Raw genomic sequence first — 18,302 nt, 5'->3', positions numbered from 1 at the left:
GCGCGAACCCGTGGTTCGCAAGCGCGCCTCCTCGCCCACCACGGTGGCCTGCTGCAGTACGTGCTGCGCCAGCTGGCAGGTCGCTGAACCCTTCCGTGGACCCAATGGGCGGAAGCCCGGCCCCCGCGCCAGCGCGGGGGCGCTGCGGAGGCGCGCGAACCCGTGGTTCGCAAGCGCGCCTCCTCGCCCACCACGGTGGCCTGCTGCAGTACGTGCTGCGCCAGCTGGCTGCACGTTGATCGAACGTACTGCCCAGGTAGAGCCGGGCCGCGCCCCATGAAAGGTGGGCGCCATCGTGGCAAGCGCATCGCCATGCGCGCCGAATCGGCCGCCCGGCAGTGGGCTTGATCCATGCCTGGCTGCAACACAGCGAAGGGCCGGACCCGCAGGGATCCGGCCCTCACTTCATGGGCGGACCCCGTAGATCCGCCACGGCGCCCGGCTCTGGCCGACGTCATAGACCAGGCTGCGGAGTCCATCGGGCATGACCACCTCGCCTTCGGCCGCTCCTGTATTGACCACCGTTATCACCATCTCGAACGCCGGATGTGGCGACTGGCCCACGCGCGAACAGGCAACGCCCCGCTCTTCGTAGTGCACCACCGGCGTAAAGCCGCCATCGCTACAGGCCACCGCAATGAACCGGTAGCCCCGATCCTCGTCACTGCCGGGCATCAGCGCGTGTGCAGCATAGGACACGCGACCCTGGCCGCCAGCATAGGCAGGTACCTGGACACGGAAGTGGCCGATATCTCCGATCGCCAGCACCGGAAAATCCAGCTGGCGCATCGGCGGCGGCAGGGGTTCGGCGCCCGCCGAACCGGAGGCGATCAACAACAGACCACAGACACAGCGTTTCATCGGATTCTCCTGATTGCAGAGCCCCCTATGCTCGATCACCAGGGCCTGCGAGGTATCTAGGAATTCAATGAAACGAAGCCGATGAAATCCAATGTCATCACCGCCGCGGCGCGTCCGGGTCGGTACGCAGCGCCTTCAGCAGGCCCCACATGTAGAACGCCAGGATCAATGAGAACGGCAGGCCGCACAGCACCACCGCCGTCTGCATCGCGCTGAAGTTGCCGGCCAGCAACAGGCCGACACTGGCCACGGTAATGCCCGCCGCCCAGAACACGCGCAGCCAGATCGGCGCGTCATGCCCATCCTCCACGCCATCATCGACACGCCGGGTGCACAGGTTGGCGATCATCAGCGTGCCCGAATCGACCGGGGTCAGGAACAACACGAAACCGATCACCACCGCCGCACCAGCGATGTACGGCGCCGCAGGCAAGTATTCCAGCAGCTTGAACAGGGTCATCGCCGCATCGTGCTGAGCCACTTGGCCCAGCACCGCCTGGCCATGGTTCAGCACGAGATCGATGGCGGTGTTGCCGAAGATCGACAACCACGCCAGGGTGAAGCCCAGCGGGATCAACAGCACGCCCATGATCACTTCGCGGATGGTTCGGCCGCGCGAGATGCGCGCCACGAACAGGCCCACGAACGGTGCCCAGGCAATCCACCACGCCCAGTAGAACAACGTCCACGAGCCCATCCACTCACGCCCCTTCGGGTCGTTGAGGTACATGTCGAAGCTCTTGCGCACGAACGCGCCCAGGTAATCGCCGGTGTTCTGCACCAGGCCATCGAACAGGTGCAGGGTTGGCCCGGCCACCAACACGAACAGCAGCAGCAGGCACAGCAGGCGCACGTTGAGATTGGACAGCCAGGCGATGCCCTTCTCCACGCCGGCGACCACGCCGATGGTGGCCACGACCATCATCACCAGCACGATCGCCACCAGCACCTGCGGCGTATCCGGGATGTGGAACAGGTAGACCAGGCCGGACTGCACCACCAGCGCACCGATGCCGAGGTTGGTGACCATCGAGATCAGTGTCGCGAGGATGCCGAAGCCATCGACCATGTCGCCGATCCGGCCATGGATGCGCTCGCCGAAGATCGGGTACAGCGCCGAACGCAGGGCCAGCGGCAGGTTGCGGCGGTAGGCGAAGTAGCCCAGCGCCACGCCGACCAGCGCGTACAGCGCCCAGCCATGCAGGCCCCAGTGCAGGAAGGTCAGCACCATCGCTTCGCGGCCCGCGGCGACGGTGCCGCCGGGCTGCCCGGGCGGGTTGAGGAAATGATCGAGCGGCTCGTAGGCGCCGTAGTACAGCAGCGCGATGCCGATGCCGGCCGAGAACAGCATCGACACCCAGGCCACGTAGCCGAACGCCGGCGATTCCTCGTTGTGGCCCAGGCGGATGCGCCCATACGGCGAGAACGCCAGCCACAGCACGAAGCCCAGGCAGGCCACGATCAGCAGCATGTACCACCAGCCGAACGCCGCCGAGACCTCGGCCTGTGCCCATTGCAGCCAGTGCTCGCTGGCCTCCGGGAAGAACACGGTCAACGCACCGAGGATGCCGATGGAGACCGACGAACTGAAGAACACGAAACGGTTCAAGCGCAGGGGCGAGCGCTTGGGATGAGCCAGGGAAGACATGGGGTCGTCTCATCAGTCCAGGGGGGCACATGGGCGGGGCCGGACCGGAAACCGGGCCCATGGCGTGGGGGCGCGACCGGCATCGTAGGGTTTATTGATTGAACGTTCAATCAATAAAAAGTATGATCTTCACCAGCCCGGCATTCCGGGTCGCAATCCGTGGAGAGACAATGCCGAAGAAAGGCGTGGAACCGGTCCGCCGCGAGCAGCTGATCCGGGCCACTTTCCAGACCATCGACGAGATCGGCATGGCCGATGCCACCGTCGCCACCATCGCAAGGAAGGCCGGCCTGTCCAGCGGCATCGTCGCCCATTACTTCGGCGACAAGGACGGCCTGCTCAATGCGGCGATGCGGCAGATCCTGCGCGAGCTGAAGGCGGCCGTTGCCCGCTATCGCGACGCGGCCGCCGGCGACGCACGTTCACAGCTTCGCGCCATCGTCGATGGCAACTTCGACGACAGCCAGACCAACGGAACCGCCATGCGCGTATGGCTGACGTTCTGGGCCGCCAGCATGCATCAGCCGGAACTTGCGCGGCTGCAGCGCGCCAACGACCAGCGACTGTTCTCCAACCTCTGCCATCAGTTCAACCGCCAGTTGCCGCATGCACAGGCACGCCTGTCCGCCCGCGGGCTGGCCGCGATGATCGATGGCCTGTGGCTGCGCGGCAGCCTGGTCGGTGGTGACTTCAACGCCGACAAGGCGCGCCGCATCGCCTACGGCTACATCGATTTCCAATTGCAGGCCAACGCGCCCTGAGCGCGCCACGACCCCGCCCCATCCCTTCCAGGAGCAAGCCGATGACCACCCTGCCCGTGCAACAGCTGTACATCCACGGCCGCCGCGTCGACGCCACCAGCGGCAAGACCTTCCAGACCGTCAACCCTGCCAATGGCCAGGTGCTGGCTGAAGTTCAGATCGCCAGCCAGGCCGATGTCGAACGCGCCGTTGAAAGCGCCAGCGAAGGCCAGAAGGTGTGGGCAGCGATGACCGCCATGGAGCGCTCGCGCATCCTGCGCCGTGCCGTCGAGATCCTGCGCGAGCGCAACGACGAGCTAGCCCACCTGGAAACCCTGGATACCGGCAAGGCGCTGGCCGAAACCACCACGGTGGACATCGTCACCGGTGCCGACGTACTGGAGTACTACGCCGGCCTGGCCACCGCCATCGAAGGCATCCAGCTGCCGCTGCGCGAATCGAGCTTCTTCTATACCCGCCGCGAGCCGCTGGGCGTGGTCGCCGGCATCGGCGCCTGGAACTACCCGATCCAGATCGCCATGTGGAAGTCGGCCCCGGCCCTGGCCGCCGGCAATGCAATGGTGTTCAAGCCGTCCGAAGTGACCCCGCTGACCGCGATCAAGCTGGCCGAGATCTACACCGAAGCCGGCGTGCCGGACGGCGTGTTCAACGTCGTGCAGGGCCCGGGCCGCGAGATCGGCAACTGGCTGACCGAGCACCCGGTGATCGAGAAGATCTCCTTCACCGGCGGCGTGGCCACCGGCAAGAAGGTCATGGCCAGCGCCGCGTCCTCGTCGCTGAAGGAAGTGACGATGGAACTGGGCGGCAAGTCGCCGCTGGTGATCTGTGACGACGCCGATCTCGACCGTGCCGCCGACATCGCGGTGATGGCCAACTTCTTCAGCTCCGGCCAGGTCTGCACCAACGGTACCCGCGTGTTCGTGCCGCGCAGCATGCTGGCCGCGTTCGAAGCCGCCGTGGTGGAGCGCGTCAAGCGCATCCGCATCGGCGACCCGATGGCTGAACAGACCAACTTCGGCCCGCTGACCAGCTTCCCGCACATGGAAAACGTGTTGCGCTTCATCGAAAGCGGCAAGAGCGAAGGCGCGCGCCTGCTGACCGGCGGCGGTCGTGCCACCGACGGTGCCCTGGCCGACGGCGCCTATGTCCTGCCGACCGTGTTCTCCGACTGCCGCGACGACATGACGATTGTCCGCGAAGAGATCTTCGGGCCGGTGATGAGCATCCTCGCCTACGACGATGAGGATGAAGTAGTCCGTCGCGCCAACGACACCACCTTCGGCCTGGCCGCAGGCGTGGTCAGCAAGGACATCAGCCGCGCACATCGCATCATCCATCGCCTGGAAGCCGGCATCTGCTGGATCAACACCTGGGGCGAGTCGCCGGCGGAAATGCCGGTCGGTGGCTACAAGCAGTCCGGCGTTGGCCGCGAGAACGGCATCTCCACCCTCGGCCACTACACCCGCATCAAGTCGGTGCAGGTCGAACTGGGCGACTACGCCAGCGTGTTCTGATCGCCACGGCCTGAGCACCGCCCATCGTCCGGCCACCGCGCCGATCCGACATTCCGCCGGGACGCCTGCATGCAGCGCGTCCGGCCTGCAGGAGAGCAACCATGAGCACCCATAACGAGTACGACTACATCATCATCGGCGCCGGTTCGGCCGGCAACGTGCTGGCCACCCGCCTCACCGAAGATGCCGATGTCAGCGTGCTTCTGCTGGAAGCCGGTGGCCCGGACTACCGGCTCGATTTCCGTACCCAGATGCCCGCCGCACTGGCCTTCCCGCTGCAGGGCCGCCGCTACAACTGGGCGTACAAGACCGATCCCGAGCCCTTCATGAACAACCGCCGGATGGATTGCGGTCGTGGCAAGGGCCTGGGCGGTTCGTCGCTGATCAACGGCATGTGCTACATCCGCGGCAACGCGATGGACTACGACAACTGGGCCGGCATGCCGGGCCTGGAAGACTGGACTTACCTGGATTGCCTGCCGTACTTCCGCAAGGCCGAAACCCGTGATATCGGCCCGAACGACTACCACGGCGGCGACGGCCCGCTGCGCGTCACCACGCCCAAGGCCGGCAACAACGAACTGTTCGCGGCGATGGTCGAGGCCGGCGTGCAGGCCGGTTACCCGCGCACCGACGACCTCAACGGCTACCAGCAGGAAGGCTTCGGCCCGATGGACCGCACCGTCACGCCGAAGGGACGCCGCTCCAGCACCGCGCGTGGCTACCTGGATCTGGCCAAGCCTCGCCCGAACCTGACCATCGTCACCCACGCGCTGACCGACCGCATCCTGTTCTCGGGCAAGCGCGCAGTGGGCGTGCAGTGGCTGCACAACGACCAGCCGCAGCGCGCCACCGCACGCCGCGAAGTACTGCTCTGCGGCGGCGCCATCGCCTCGCCGCAGATCCTGCAGCGCTCCGGCGTCGGCCCGGCCGACCTGCTGCGCAGCCTGGACATCGACCTGGTGCACCACCTGCCCGGCGTCGGCGCCAACCTGCAGGACCATCTTGAGATGTACCTGCAGTACGAGTGCAAGAAGCCGGTCTCGCTGGCCCCGGCACTGAAGCTGTACAACCAGCCGGCAATCGGCGCCGAATGGCTGTTCCTGGGCACCGGCATCGGCGCCAGCAACCAGTTCGAAGCCGGCGGCTTCATCCGCAGCGATGCCGAATTCGACTGGCCCAACCTGCAGTATCACTTCCTGCCGGTGGCGATCAACTACAACGGCTCCAACCCGATCAAGGCGCACAGCTTCCAGATGCATGTCGGCTCGATGCGCTCGCCCAGCCGCGGCCGCATCCACGTGCGCTCGAAGGATCCGCGCGAAGATCCCAGCATCCTGTTCAACTACATGTCGCACGACCAGGACTGGCGCGAGTTCCGCTCGGCAATCCGGATCACCCGCGAGATCTTCGCGCAGCCGGCACTGGCACCGTACAGCGGCCGCGAGATTTCGCCGGGCAGCGCGCTGCAGACCGACGCGCAGATCGATGCCTTCGTGCGCGAGCATGCCGAGACCGCCTACCATCCGTCGTGCTCGAACAAGATGGGCCACGCCGATGATCCGATGGCGGTGGTTGACGGCCAGGGCCGCGTGCACGGCCTGGAAGCCCTGCGCATCGTCGATGCCTCGATCATGCCGCAGGTGATCACCGGCAACCTCAACGCACCGACCATCATGATCGCCGAGAAGCTGGCCGATGTGATCCGTGGCCGCGCGCCGCTGCCGCGCAGCACGGCTGCGTACTACAAGGCCAACGGCGCGCCGGTGCGCAACAAGAGCTGAGTCTCCGGACATCGGAAACATCCGCCGGGCATGGCCCGGCGCTACCAGACGGGCTTTGCCTTCGGTCGCCGGGCATGGCCTGCGCTACCAAGCGAGCTTTGCCTTCGGTCGCCGGGCATGGCCTGCGCTACCAAGCGAGCTTTGCCTTCGGTAGCGCCGGGCCATGCCCGGCGGCTTTTGGCGCATACGGCCGCGCAGTGTCCACCCTCTTCGCGTTTTCCCTACGGGACGGTATGCTGCGGAGAGCGGTTCTGGCGGATACTGTCCGCGCCGCACCCATCATTACGATTCCTGGAGGGGGAATATGAGTCTGGATCGTCCCTGGCTGCAGAGCTATCCGAAAGGCGTTCCCGCCGAAATCGACGTCAACGAGTTCCATTCGGTAGTTTCGGTCTTCGACGCCTCCGTCGCGAAGTACCGCGACCGACCGGCCTACTCCAGTTTCGGCAAGACCCTCACCTACGGTGAGACCGACGCGCTGGTCGAACAGTTCGCCGCTTACCTGCTGGGCGAGCTGAAGCTCAAGAAGGGCGACCGCGTCGCCCTGATGATGCCCAACTGCCTGCAATACCCGATCGCCACTTTCGGCGTGCTGCGTGCAGGCTTGACCGTGGTCAACGTCAACCCGTTGTACACCGCGCGCGAGCTGAAGCATCAGCTGGTCGACGCCGGCGTGACCGCGCTGGTGGTGGTGGACAACTTCGGCGACACCGTCGAACAGGTCATCGCCGATACCCAGGTCAAGCAGGTCATCACCACCGGCCTGGGCGACCTGCTCGGCGCCAAGGGCACGATCGTCAACTTCGTGCTCAAGTACATCAAGAAGATGGTGCCCAACTACCACCTGAAGGGCGCGATCCGCTTCAAGCAGGCGCTCAAGCTGGGCAGCCGCCACACCCTGCCGAAGGTCGAGATCGACCATGACGACGTGGCGTTCCTGCAGTACACCGGCGGCACCACCGGTGTGGCCAAGGGCGCGATGCTGACCAACCGCAACCTGATCGCCAACATGCAGCAGGCCTCGGCCTGGATCAGTGCATCGGGCATCGAGATGGGCAAGGAATGGATCATCACCGCCCTGCCGCTGTACCACATCTTTGCGTTGACGGCGAACGGCCTGGTCTTCATGAAGTTCGGTGGCTGCAACCACCTGATCACCAACCCGCGTGACATGAAGGGCTTCGTCAAGGAGCTCAAGTCGGTGCGCTTCACTGCGATCACCGGCGTCAACACGCTGTTCAACGGCCTGCTCAACACCCCCGGCTTCGACACCGTCGATTTCTCCTCGCTGAAGGTGACCCTGGGCGGCGGCATGGCCGTGCAGCGTGCGGTCGCCGAGCGCTGGAAGAAGACCACCGGCGTCACCCTGGTCGAGGCCTACGGCCTGACCGAGACCTCGCCGGCGGCCTGCATCAACCCGCTTACCCTGGCCGAGTACAACGGCTCGATCGGCCTGCCGATTCCGTCCACCGATGCCTGCATCAAGGACGACAACGGCAACATCCTGGCGCTGGGCGAAGTGGGCGAGCTGTGCATCCGCGGCCCGCAGGTGATGAAGGGCTACTGGCAGCGCCCGGAGGAAACTGCCAAGGCCATCGACGCCGACGACTGGCTGCACACCGGCGACATGGCGAAGATGGACGAGCACGGCTTCTTCTACATCGTCGACCGCAAGAAGGACATGATCCTGGTGTCCGGCTTCAACGTGTACCCCAATGAAGTCGAGGACGTGATCGCGATGATGCCGGGCGTGCTGGAAGTGGCCGCGGTCGGCGTACCGGACGAGAAGTCCGGCGAGGTGGTCAAGGTGGTCATCGTCAAGAAGGACCCGAACCTGACCGCCGAGATGGTCAAGGAGCACGCCCGGGCCAACCTGACCGGCTACAAGCACCCCAGAATCGTTGAATTCCGAAAAGAGCTGCCGAAGACCAACGTTGGCAAGATCCTGCGTCGCGAACTCCGCGATACGCCCGCCCAGTAAGGGTTTCGGGAAAGTTGAACGCGCTCAGGCCCGGGTCGGCAACGACCCGGGCCTTTTCGCATGCGCGGGCCCGGGGCCGGTGTAGCATCGCCGCGTGAGTGGACCGTTCGGCCCGCCGGCCACCACCTTGAACTGCGGGCCGCACCGCCGAGGACCCTTCCATGAGTACCATCGAAAAGCTGCCCAGCAGCGGCTCGCCCTATGCCACCATCCGCACCCAGGACAGCGCCGACGGCGCCGCACACTGGCTGTTCATGCACGCCGATGCCTCCACCGGCGTGCGTCCCTGCTGCCGCAAGGACATGCTGGACGAGATGTGGAGCTACATGAGCGCCATCACCCGCGGGCCGGCGCAGCGCCACAGCGGCCAGCTGCGCCATTTCGTGCTGGCCTCCGACGCCGCCGCCTACAACCTGGGCGGAGACCTGGACCTGTTCACCCGCCTGATCCGCGAAGGCAATCGCGACCTGCTGCTGACCTATGCCCAACGCTGCGTGGAGGGGGTCCACCACCTGCACACCGGCTTCGGTGGCGACGTCCGCTCGATCGCCCTGATCCAGGGCGATGCGCTGGGCGGTGGCCTGGAAATGGCCCTGGCCTGCCACACCATCGTGGCCGAGGAAGGGTGCGGCCTGGGCCTGCCCGAAGTGCTGTTCGGCCTGTTCCCGGGCATGGGCGCCTACTCGTTCCTGTGCCGCCGGGTGGCACCGCAGCTGGCCGAGAAGATCATCCTCGATGGCCGTATCTACAGCGCCGAGGAGATGCACGCGATGGGCGTGGTCGACGTGCTGGTCAGGAAAGGGGAAGGCCGCGGCGCGGTCGAAGAGATGATCCGCCAGCAGCAGCGCCTGCCGCAGTCGTACCTGGCAATGAATGCCGCGCGCAACCTGGCACAGGCGGTCAGCTACGACGAACTGCTGGAAATCACCAAGGTCTGGGTCGATTCGGCACTGGCCCTGGGTGATCGTTCGCTGCGCACCATGGACCGGTTGATCAAGGCGCAGACCCGACGCGCCAATCTGGATGTGGCCTGATACGTTCCCCTCCCCCGCAGGGTTCAAGCCCGGCTGGCCACCGGGCTTTTTTTATGGGGCCCGCCGTCATCGGCAACCCGCCGCGCAGGCCCGGCAGGCCTGGCTCTACCGCTCGCCGTCGTCGGCCACGCCGCGTGCCTTGCGTTCGGCGCGCGCATCCAGCGCCTGCCGGCCTTCCTTGATGGCCCCCTGCAGCACCGCAAGACGCTGCCGCCATTCGGCCTTGAGCTGCCAGTCGGCCATCCGCATCAACTCACCGGCGCGGTTGGACGCGCGCACCAGGCCCAGATTGCTGGCCACGCCCTTGATCGCATGCGACTGCTCGCGGAAAGCGCCCCAGCGTGCGGCTTCACCATCGCCTTCAGCCTTGCGCAGGCACGATTCGGCATCGTCCAGGCACTGGCGGATGAACTCGCGCTCGAAACCCTCGCCCATTCCCAGCGAGGCCAGCTCATCAAGCACGCCGGTATCGAGCACGCCATCAAGGTTGGTGACGGTGCGCACGATCGGCGGCGCACTGGTCTTGAGCTGTGCGTTGTTGGCAATCTCGGCCAGGGTATCCAGCAGGCGCACGGCCACCACGGGCTTGGCCAGGAACGCATGTGCACCGGCCTGGGTACAGCGCTGGATGGCTTCGGGAGTGACGTCGGCGCTGAGCACCAGTACCGGTGTGCGCGGGCCGCCGCCGGCCTGCATCACCCGCAGCTCCTTCAGCATGTCCAGGCCACTCATGCCCGGCATGTGCAGATCGACGATGGCCGCATCGAACTCGCTTTCAGCCAGTGCGTCGAGCACCGCCTCGCCACCATCGACGCACAGCACCTTGTGCCCGGCCTTCTGCAGCAGCCGCTGCAGCACCATGCGGTTGGCCTCGTGGTCGTCGGCGACCAGGATCTGCATGCTGCGCACGCGCGCGCGATGGCGCAGGAACGGATCAGCGAAGGCGATGACGTTGCCGCCGGCACCGGTTTCGTCGCCAGCAGCAAGGGTCGGTACCGCACCCGGGACCACCGGCTGCGGCGGCGCGAACGGCAGCTCCACCCAGAAGTGGCTGCCCTGCGGCGGGTTGTCCAGGTAACCGATCTCGCCGTCCATCGCTTCGACCAGCCCCTTGGCGATGGTCGTGCCCAAGCCGGTACCTTCATGGCGGCGGGCCATGCTGACGTCGGCCTGCTCGAAGGCCTCGAACAGACGCGGACGCATCGCCGGTGCAACGCCGATGCCGGTGTCGAGAATGTCAAAGCGCAGCCGCACCCCACCCTGGGTGTCAGCGTGGACAACGCTGACGCGGATCTCGACCCGGCCGTGATCGGTGAACTTGACCGCGTTGCCGGCCAGGTTGAGCAGGATCTGCCGCAGATGCCCAACGTCGCCGCGCAGGGTCGGCGGCACGGTCTCGGCCACCTTCACCCGGTAGTCCAGGCGCTTGGCCTTGGCCTGCGGCAACAGGATCAGGCCGATCGCCTGCATCACTTCGGAAAGGACGAAATCCTCGGCGACCACGCGCAGCTTGCCGGCCTCGATCGCCGAGATGTCCAGCACTTCCTCGACCAGCGCCAGCAAACTGCGCGATGACGCCTGGATGGTACTCACGCACTCACGCTGCTCGTCATCCAGGCGCGTGGTCGCCAACACTTCTGTCATGCCATTCAATCCATTGAGTGGGGTACGAAACTCGTGGCTCATGTTGGCCAGGAATCGACTCTTGGCTTCGCTGGCGCGCCGCGCCTCGGCCATCGCTTCGGTCAACTGCCGCAGCAGCGTGGAAAAATACAGGGGAACCGCCGCCAGGCCAAGCCACAGGCCGATGGCCAAACGTGCGTTCTGCTGCCAATAGGGGGTGAACAGCGCGGTACTGCCGAAGCTGACCATCGCCATCGCCACGGCCACATACAGGTAGTGGTTGCCGAAGCGCATGCCGTTGCCCACCGTCACCCACATCACCACGATGTAGACCCACGACAACGGCTCGCCCATCTGGATCATGCCGGCAGCGATCAGGCCGTAGTCGGCCAGCATGCCCAGTACGCGGCGCGGATCCGAACGCTGCGGCCGCCACAGCAGCCAGCCGAACAACAGCAGCGACAGGCTCAGCCCCGTCAACACGATCGCCAGTACACCGACATACTGGGTGTGCGGCAGATCATGCCGCGCCGAAGGCAGCAGCACGTAAGCCAGGATCAGGCTGATCAGGACGATGCGGACGATCTGCTGCCCGTGCTCGCTGTCCTGCCGCTGGGACAGGCGCAACCGCAATCGCGACAGCAGGCGCTTCACGCGCCCAGCCCCGGCCGTGCAGAGGCGGTGGAGTGCTCGGCGCAGATCTGTTCCAGCTGCTCACGGCCGCGCAGCAACGCGTCCACGCAACGCGGATCGAACAGGCGCCCGCGCTGGGCATACAGGTAGGCCATGGTGGCTTCCATCGTCCACGCTTCCTTGTAGGGGCGCGGCGAGATCAGCGCATCGAACACGTCGGCCACGGCCACGATGCGTGCCTCCAGCGGAATCGCATCGCCGACCAGGCCATCGGGATAACCACTGCCGTCGTAGCGCTCATGGTGACGCAGCGCGATCAATGCACCGACCTGGATGAAGCGGTTCTGGCTGCCGCTGAGCAGTTCATGGCCAATCCGCGGATGCCGGCGCATGATCGCCAGCTCCTCATCATTGAGCTTGCCCTGCTTGAGCAGCACCGCATCGGGGATGGCGATCTTGCCCATGTCGTGCAGCGGCGCGGCCATCTCGATCAGCTTGACGTCGTCTTCAGGCAGGCCCAGCTGCTCGGCAATCAGACCAGCCACGCGCGCCATGCGCTCAAGGTAGGCACTGGTGCCGGCATCACGGAACTCGATCGCACGCGCCAGCCGCGAAAGCGTCTCGCGCTCGCGCTCCTCCACCTCGTGCATGCTGGCCAGCAGCCGCTGCTCCAGCGACAGCGCGCGCTGCTTCACGTTCTCGGTCTGCTGGCGCAGCTGCAACAGGTTGTAGCAGCGTGCGCGCAGTTCGCGTGGGCGGATCGGCTTGACCAGGAAATCGATCACGCCGGCTTCCAGTGCTGCCTGGCGGATCGGCTCGTCACCCACCACGGTGATCAGGATCACCGGAATATCGCGATGTTTGGGCAGCCGGCGGAAGCGGCGGGCGAACTCCAGCCCGTCCATCTCCGGCATGCGGTAATCGAGAAGCAGCAGGTCAACCGGGTACGATTCGCACCACGCGAGCGCCGTCAACGGATCGCCGAAGTCATGCACGCTCAGTTCCGGCGCGATGTCCTCGATGACGTGACGGAGCATCGTCCGTGCGGAAGTCTGGTCATCGACGATGACGATGTTCAAGGCGTTCTCTGCCTGCTTTCTCGACCATGCTGAAAGGTCAGCGGGCGAGGATACCCCGCCGCTGTGCACGCTGGCACCCTGCATCGGCTCGACTCCCGTCACAAGCTCCCCGATTCATGATCGTCGTCACAATGTGAAGCGAATTCTCCACGTTGCGGCCTCCCCTGACCCCATCAAGCCATAGCCGGTGTCAAGGTTGTGCAATAACGATACGCCGAGTGCGGGGTGCGTCAATGGCGCCGTCTCAAATCGGGACGACGCGCACAAATGGACGCCGAAAACGCCGGTTACTGCTCCGGACGCATGTACGGGAACAGCAGCACGTCGCGGATCGAGCTACTGCCGGTCAGCAGCATCACCAGGCGATCGACGCCGATGCCAAGGCCGCCGGTCGGCGCCATTCCGTACTCCAGCGCACGGATGTAGTCGGCGTCGTAGTGCATGGCCTCGTCATCGCCGCCTTCCTTCGCCGCCACCTGCGCCTGGAAGCGCTGGGCCTGGTCTTCCGGGTCGTTCAGCTCGGAGAAGCCGTTGGCCAGCTCCTTGCCGTTGACGAACAATTCGAAGCGGTCGGTATAGCCCGGATCGTTGTCGTTGGCGCGGGCCAGCGGCGAGACCTCCACCGGGTGATCGGTGATGAAGGTCGGCTGGATCAGGGTGTGCTCGACGGTGGCTTCGAAGATCTCCAGCAGCAGCTTGCCCCAGCCGTAGGACGGCTTGACGCGGATCTTCAGGCGCTCGCAATGGCGCAGCAGCGCGTCACGGTCGGTGCAGTCGGCCGCGGAGATTTCCGGGTTGTGGTGGCGCACCGCCTCGTCCATGCGCCAGCGGCGGAACGCCGGGCCCAGGTCGATGTTGGCGCCGTCCCACTCGACCACGGTGGTGCCGTTCACCGACTGTGCCACGTCACGGATCACGCCTTCGGTCAGGTCCATGATCTCGTTGTACGTGGCATAGGCCTCGTACAGCTCCATCATGGTGAATTCCGGGTTGTGGCGGGTGCTGACGCCTTCGTTGCGGAAGTTGCGGTTGATTTCGTAGACGCGTTCCAGGCCACCGACGGTCAGGCGCTTGAGGTACAGCTCCGGCGCCACGCGCAGGTACAGGTCAAGGTCCAGCGCGTTGTGGTGGGTGGTGAACGGCTTGGCCGCCGCGCCGCCGGGGATGTAATGCATCATCGGCGTTTCGACTTCGAGGAAGTCGCGGTTGTCCAGCCAGGCACGCATCGCACGGATGATCTTCGAGCGCTTGATGAAGACCGCGCGCGACTCCGGCGTCACGATCAGGTCGACGTAACGCTGGCGGTAGCGCTGCTCGACGTCGGCCAGGCCATGCCACTTGTCCGGCAGCGGGCGCAGCGACTTGGTCAGCAGGCGGATCGATTCGGCCTTGACCGACAGCTCGCCGGTCTTGGTGCGGGTCAGGCCACCTTCGACAGCGATGATGTCGCCCACGTCCCAGCCCTTGAAGGCGGTGTAGGCATCACCCAGCACGCTGCCCTGCAGGAACAGCTGGATGCGGCCCGATTCGTCCTGGATCTGGGCGAAGCTGGCCTTGCCCATGACCCGCTTGGCCATCAGGCGACCGGCCATCTTCACCTGGCGGCCGTTGCCTTCCAGGGTTTCGGCGGTCCACTGCTCCGCATCGGCGAATTCTTCCTGCAGGCTGCCGGCGAAGTCCTCGCGACGGAAGTCGTTCGGATACGCGATGCCCTGCCCGCGCAGCGCTTTGAGTTTCTCACGGCGCTCGGCGATCAACTTGTTTTCGTCGACGGGGGGGGTATCGGTAGCTTCGCTCATGGATCTGCGGGAATCGTGTAGTGAGGGGGAGTGTTGCGCCCGGCACAGCCGGTTACCCAGCATACCAAAAGCACCCTGCCCCGGCCCGCAGAGGGTCAGATCCCTTTGCTGCGCAAAGGGATCTGACCCCAACGCCGGATCGATACCTAGCCGTTCCCGGGGAACGCCTGCCGCAGCTCATCCACCAGCACCCGCTGGTTCTCCGAATAGTCCACCGGCACCGACACCAGATGCACGCCGCCCGCGGTGAACGCCGCCTCCAGGGTCGGAATGAACTGCTCGATCGCCGTCACCTCGTGCCCCTGGCAGCCATAGGCCTCGGCGTATCTGACGAAATCCGGATTGCCGAAGGTCATGCCGTAGTCGGCGAAACCGTCCACCGCCTGCTTCCAGCGGATCATCCCGTAGGCGCCGTCGTTGAGGATCAGCACCACCAGGTTCAGGCCCAGCCGCCGCGCGGTCTCCAGCTCCTGGCTGTTCATCATGAAACCGCCATCGCCACACACCGCCAGCACGCGGCGCTGCGGATACAGGATCGAGGCCATGATCGCTGACGGCAGCCCTGCGCCCATCGTTGCCAATGCGTTGTCCAGCAGCAGCGTATTGGCCACCTGGGTACGGTAGTTGCGCGCGAACCAGATCTTGTACATGCCATTGTCCAGCGCCACGATGCCGTCCGGCGGCATCACCTGGCGCACGTCATGCACCAGCCGCTGCGGCGTGAAACCGGCCTCTTCGGCGCGATCGGCGATGTGCTCCAGGATCGTCGCGCGCAGCGGCAGCAGTGCAGCGGCGTTGTCCACCCTGCCCTCGATGCGGTCGGCCAGCAGGGTCAGCGAGCGGCCGATATCGCCGATCACCTCCACCTGCGGGAAGTACACCTGCTCCACCGCGGCCTGCGAGTAGCCGATGTGGATGACCGTGCGGCCACCTGGGCGCATCACGAAGGGCGGCTTCTCCGTCACCTCGTGGCCAATGGTCACGATCACGTCAGCCTGGTCGATGGCCATGTGCACGTAGTCGCGCTCGCTCAGTGCCGCCGTGCCCATGTACAGGCCCGAGCCACCGGCCACCGCGCCCTTGCCCATCTGCGTGGTGACGAACGGGATACCGGCCCGCAGCACGAAGGCCGACAGCGCTTCGCTGGACTGCGGTCGCGACGCCGCCGACGCGATCACCAGCAGCGGCCGCTTGGCCTCGCGGATGACCTGCGCCGCACGGTCCAGCGCCTCGGGACTGGCGATCGGCCGATCCACCGGGTGTGGCGGGATCAGTGCAACGTCCTCGACCTCCATGGCCGCGATATCCTCGGGCAGTTCCAGCAGCACCGGCCCGGGGCGCTCCTCCAACGCCGTGCGGAAGGCCTCGCGGACGATGGTGGGGATGGTGCGCGCCGAAACGATCTGCCGCGCCGACTTGGTCAACGGCTTCATCGTGCTGACGATATCCACGATCTGGAAGCGCGCCTGCTTGCTGGCCACGATGCCCTTCTGCCCGGTGATCATGATCACCGGCCACGCGCCGAGAAGTGCGTAGGCGGCACCGGTGGTGAAGTTCAGTGCACCCGGGCCGAGCGTGGCCAGGCACACGCCGGGCTTGCCGGTCAGGCGGCCGTAGGTGGCGGCCATGAACACGGCAGCCTGTTCGTGGCGGGTGATGACCAGCTCGATGCTGGAGTGGCGAAGCGACTCGACGACATCGAGGTTCTCTTCACCGGGAATGCCAAAAATGCGCTCGACGCCCTCGTTTTCGAGTGCGGCGACGAGCAGATCGGAACCCTTGGACATGGAATGACGTCCTTCTCGCAGTGCGTGATGATGGAACGTTGCAGGGATGCTGACAGGAACGGTGGATGGCCCGCGTCAACGGCGGTCGAACCACACCGTCTGCGCGTTGACGAACTCGCGGATGCCGAAGTGCGACAGCTCGCGGCCGAAGCCGCTCTTCTTCACTCCGCCGATCGGCACGCGTGGATCGGAGGCAGAGAAACCGTTGACGAACACGCCACCGGTCTGCAGCCGGCGCGCCAGCTGCATCGCGCGGGCGTGGTCGCCGGTCCACAGATTGCCGCTCAGGCCGAACTCGCTCTGGTTGGCCAGTTCCACCGCATGGTCGGCGTCGCGCGCGCGGCTGATCGACGCCACCGGCCCGAAGGTCTCGGTGTCGAAGGCCTGCATGCCCGGCTCGACGCCCGCCAGCACGGTGGGTGCATAGAAACTGCCGGGGCGATCGAGCTGCTTGCCGCCCACGAGCAACTGCGCACCGGCCTCGACCGACGCACGTACCTGTGCATCAAGCTGTTCCAGCAGGTCCTGCCGGGCCATCGGTCCGATCCGGTTGCCGGCCTCGCGGCCATCGCCCACGGTCAGCGCCTGCACGCGCTCGCAGAACAACGCCACGAAACGCTCATACACGGCGTCTTCGACGATGATGCGCTTGCCGGCAATGCACACCTGCCCGGTGTTCTGGAAGCGCGAGGCCACCGCGGCATCGACCGCTGCCTCCAGGTCGGCGTCGGCCAGCACGATGAATGGATCCGAGCCACCCAGCTCCAGCACCACCTTCTTCAGCGCCTGCCCGGCCTGCGCGGCGATGCTGCGCCCCGCAGCGACGCTGCCGGTCAGGGTCACGGCCGCGATGCGGTCATCGGCGATGGCGGCACGGGTTCCCTCGCGGCTGATGTTGGCGGCAATGAAGGTGCCGTCCGGCAAGCCCGCATCGCGCCACGCAGCGGCGAGCAGCCCGGCGGTGCCGACGATGTTTTCGGCCGGCTTCAGCAGGAAGCCGTTGCCGCCCATGAGGATCGGCACGGCCGCGCGCATCACCTGCCAGTACGGGAAATTCCACGGCATGATGCCGAGCACAACGCCCAGCGGCAGGTAGGAGACATAGGCCTTGTTGTCGGCCACCGCGGTCGGCTCATCGCGCAGGAACGCCGCACCGTTGTCGGCGTACCAGTCACACAGCACCGCGCACTTCTCGATCTCGGCCAGCGACTCGGCGTGGACCTTGCCCATTTCGGCAGTGGCCATCGCGGCCAGCGGTTCACGGTCGCGGCGCAGCACGGCAGCCATCGCACGCAGCACGCTCGCGCGTTGTTCCAGTGACTGCGCGCTCCAGGCTGCAAAACCGGCCTGGCCGCGGTCAAGGATGGCTTCCAGCTCAACGTCGGTGGCGAAGGGGTGGCTGGCGATCTGCTGGCCGGTGGCCGGATCGCGGGAAATGGCAGCGGGGGCTGCGGGGGAAGCGGACATGCAGGTCTCCTGTTGTCTCGACAACGGGCGGCTGCCCGTTTCCTGACAACGAATGTGGACCCGATCGATGGCAGCAACAAGGCGTCTGCGTATCCTGTGACCTGTACTTACCTGCCTGAATGGGGTGGTTTCCCGGCAGGGCTGCGCCCGGGTAGGCGCCATCGCATGCGCGCTGCCGCTCCCACGCTTCGCTACGCGAACCGCGGGCCCCGCTTACCAGCCCCCATACCCCCGCCGCTTCGCGGCCGCCCCCTGACTCAGGGGGCTCTTCTCCAGACCCAACCCGGCGCCTCCAGTAGATCCACGCCATGCGTGGATGAATTTCCATCGA

12 protein-coding genes are annotated in these 18,302 nt (G+C 66.0%); 5 read left to right on the top strand and 7 right to left on the bottom strand.

Going from position 1 to position 18,302, the window contains the following annotated elements:
* Positions 1 to 405: 405 nt before the first annotated feature.
* Both ACUXVE_RS16930 and ACUXVE_RS16925 read right to left on the bottom strand, forming a co-directional pair.
* Positions 406 to 861 carry a hypothetical protein gene (locus tag ACUXVE_RS16930; RefSeq protein WP_315829201.1) on the bottom strand — a complete coding sequence of 152 codons (456 nt, stop codon included), beginning with the start codon at positions 859 to 861 and terminating at the stop codon, positions 406 to 408.
* Between the two features lie 97 nt (positions 862 to 958).
* Complete coding sequence (locus ACUXVE_RS16925) at positions 959 to 2,509, bottom strand: BCCT family transporter (RefSeq protein WP_445514848.1); 1,551 nt, start codon at positions 2,507 to 2,509, stop codon at positions 959 to 961.
* Positions 2,510 to 2,679: 170 nt separating this feature from the next.
* On the opposite strand from ACUXVE_RS16925, the gene betI reads away from it, so the two are divergent.
* From betI to ACUXVE_RS16900, 5 genes are all read left to right on the top strand, one after another.
* A complete protein-coding gene (gene betI / locus ACUXVE_RS16920) occupies positions 2,680 to 3,270 on the top strand; it encodes a transcriptional regulator BetI (protein WP_025878951.1) in 591 nt (196 codons plus the stop codon).
* Between the two features lie 41 nt (positions 3,271 to 3,311).
* Positions 3,312 to 4,784, top strand: a complete 1,473-nt coding sequence (gene betB, locus ACUXVE_RS16915) for a betaine-aldehyde dehydrogenase (RefSeq protein ID WP_445514847.1) — start codon at positions 3,312 to 3,314, stop codon at positions 4,782 to 4,784.
* A 101-nt stretch (positions 4,785 to 4,885) separates the two neighbouring features.
* Complete coding sequence (betA, locus tag ACUXVE_RS16910) at positions 4,886 to 6,568, top strand: choline dehydrogenase (RefSeq protein ID WP_445514846.1); 1,683 nt, start codon at positions 4,886 to 4,888, stop codon at positions 6,566 to 6,568.
* A 304-nt stretch (positions 6,569 to 6,872) separates the two neighbouring features.
* On the top strand, positions 6,873 to 8,549 hold the full coding sequence (locus ACUXVE_RS16905; RefSeq protein WP_093819583.1) for a long-chain fatty acid--CoA ligase: 1,677 nt from the start codon (positions 6,873 to 6,875) through the stop codon (positions 8,547 to 8,549).
* A gap of 161 nt (positions 8,550 to 8,710) precedes the next feature.
* Entirely contained in the window at positions 8,711 to 9,583 is an 873-nt protein-coding gene (locus ACUXVE_RS16900) for a crotonase/enoyl-CoA hydratase family protein (RefSeq protein WP_222389726.1), read from the top strand.
* Between the two features lie 105 nt (positions 9,584 to 9,688).
* Here ACUXVE_RS16900 and ACUXVE_RS16895 read toward each other — a convergent pair whose 3' ends face one another.
* From ACUXVE_RS16895 to ACUXVE_RS16875, 5 genes are all read right to left on the bottom strand, one after another.
* A complete protein-coding gene (locus ACUXVE_RS16895) occupies positions 9,689 to 11,860 on the bottom strand; it encodes a response regulator (protein WP_093819591.1) in 2,172 nt (723 codons plus the stop codon).
* A complete protein-coding gene (locus tag ACUXVE_RS16890; protein WP_025878945.1) occupies positions 11,857 to 13,002 on the bottom strand; it encodes a response regulator in 1,146 nt (381 codons plus the stop codon). The genes ACUXVE_RS16895 and ACUXVE_RS16890 overlap by 4 nt, the downstream gene beginning before the upstream one ends.
* A gap of 203 nt (positions 13,003 to 13,205) precedes the next feature.
* Positions 13,206 to 14,717: a lysine--tRNA ligase gene (gene lysS, locus ACUXVE_RS16885; RefSeq protein WP_025878944.1), complete on the bottom strand. Its 1,512-nt coding sequence runs from the start codon at positions 14,715 to 14,717 to the stop codon at positions 13,206 to 13,208.
* Between the two features lie 146 nt (positions 14,718 to 14,863).
* A complete protein-coding gene (locus ACUXVE_RS16880) occupies positions 14,864 to 16,504 on the bottom strand; it encodes an acetolactate synthase large subunit (protein WP_445514845.1) in 1,641 nt (546 codons plus the stop codon).
* A gap of 75 nt (positions 16,505 to 16,579) precedes the next feature.
* Positions 16,580 to 17,971 carry an NAD-dependent succinate-semialdehyde dehydrogenase gene (locus tag ACUXVE_RS16875; protein WP_093819597.1) on the bottom strand — a complete coding sequence of 464 codons (1,392 nt, stop codon included), beginning with the start codon at positions 17,969 to 17,971 and terminating at the stop codon, positions 16,580 to 16,582.
* Positions 17,972 to 18,302 lie beyond the last annotated feature (331 nt).

It is taken from the genome of Stenotrophomonas sp. 3(2025) (genome assembly GCF_052665395.1).
This window is presented reverse-complemented; position numbering and strand designations above follow the sequence as displayed.

Bases quoted from the DNA above. Each gene is read 5' to 3' on its own strand.
- ACUXVE_RS16930 (WP_315829201.1), bottom strand. From the start codon at position 861: ATGAAACGCTGTGTCTGTGGTCTGTTGTTGATCGCCTCCGGTTCGGCG.
- ACUXVE_RS16925 (WP_445514848.1), bottom strand. From the start codon at position 2,509: ATGTCTTCCCTGGCTCATCCCAAGCGCTCGCCCCTGCGCTTGAACCGT.
- betI (WP_025878951.1), top strand. From the start codon at position 2,680: ATGCCGAAGAAAGGCGTGGAACCGGTCCGCCGCGAGCAGCTGATCCGG.
- betB (WP_445514847.1), top strand. From the start codon at position 3,312: ATGACCACCCTGCCCGTGCAACAGCTGTACATCCACGGCCGCCGCGTC.
- betA (WP_445514846.1), top strand. From the start codon at position 4,886: ATGAGCACCCATAACGAGTACGACTACATCATCATCGGCGCCGGTTCG.
- ACUXVE_RS16905 (WP_093819583.1), top strand. From the start codon at position 6,873: ATGAGTCTGGATCGTCCCTGGCTGCAGAGCTATCCGAAAGGCGTTCCC.
- ACUXVE_RS16900 (WP_222389726.1), top strand. From the start codon at position 8,711: ATGAGTACCATCGAAAAGCTGCCCAGCAGCGGCTCGCCCTATGCCACC.
- ACUXVE_RS16890 (WP_025878945.1), bottom strand. From the start codon at position 13,002: ATGCAGGGTGCCAGCGTGCACAGCGGCGGGGTATCCTCGCCCGCTGAC.
- lysS (WP_025878944.1), bottom strand. From the start codon at position 14,717: ATGAGCGAAGCTACCGATACCCCCCCCGTCGACGAAAACAAGTTGATC.
- ACUXVE_RS16880 (WP_445514845.1), bottom strand. From the start codon at position 16,504: ATGTCCAAGGGTTCCGATCTGCTCGTCGCCGCACTCGAAAACGAGGGC.
- ACUXVE_RS16875 (WP_093819597.1), bottom strand. From the start codon at position 17,971: ATGTCCGCTTCCCCCGCAGCCCCCGCTGCCATTTCCCGCGATCCGGCC.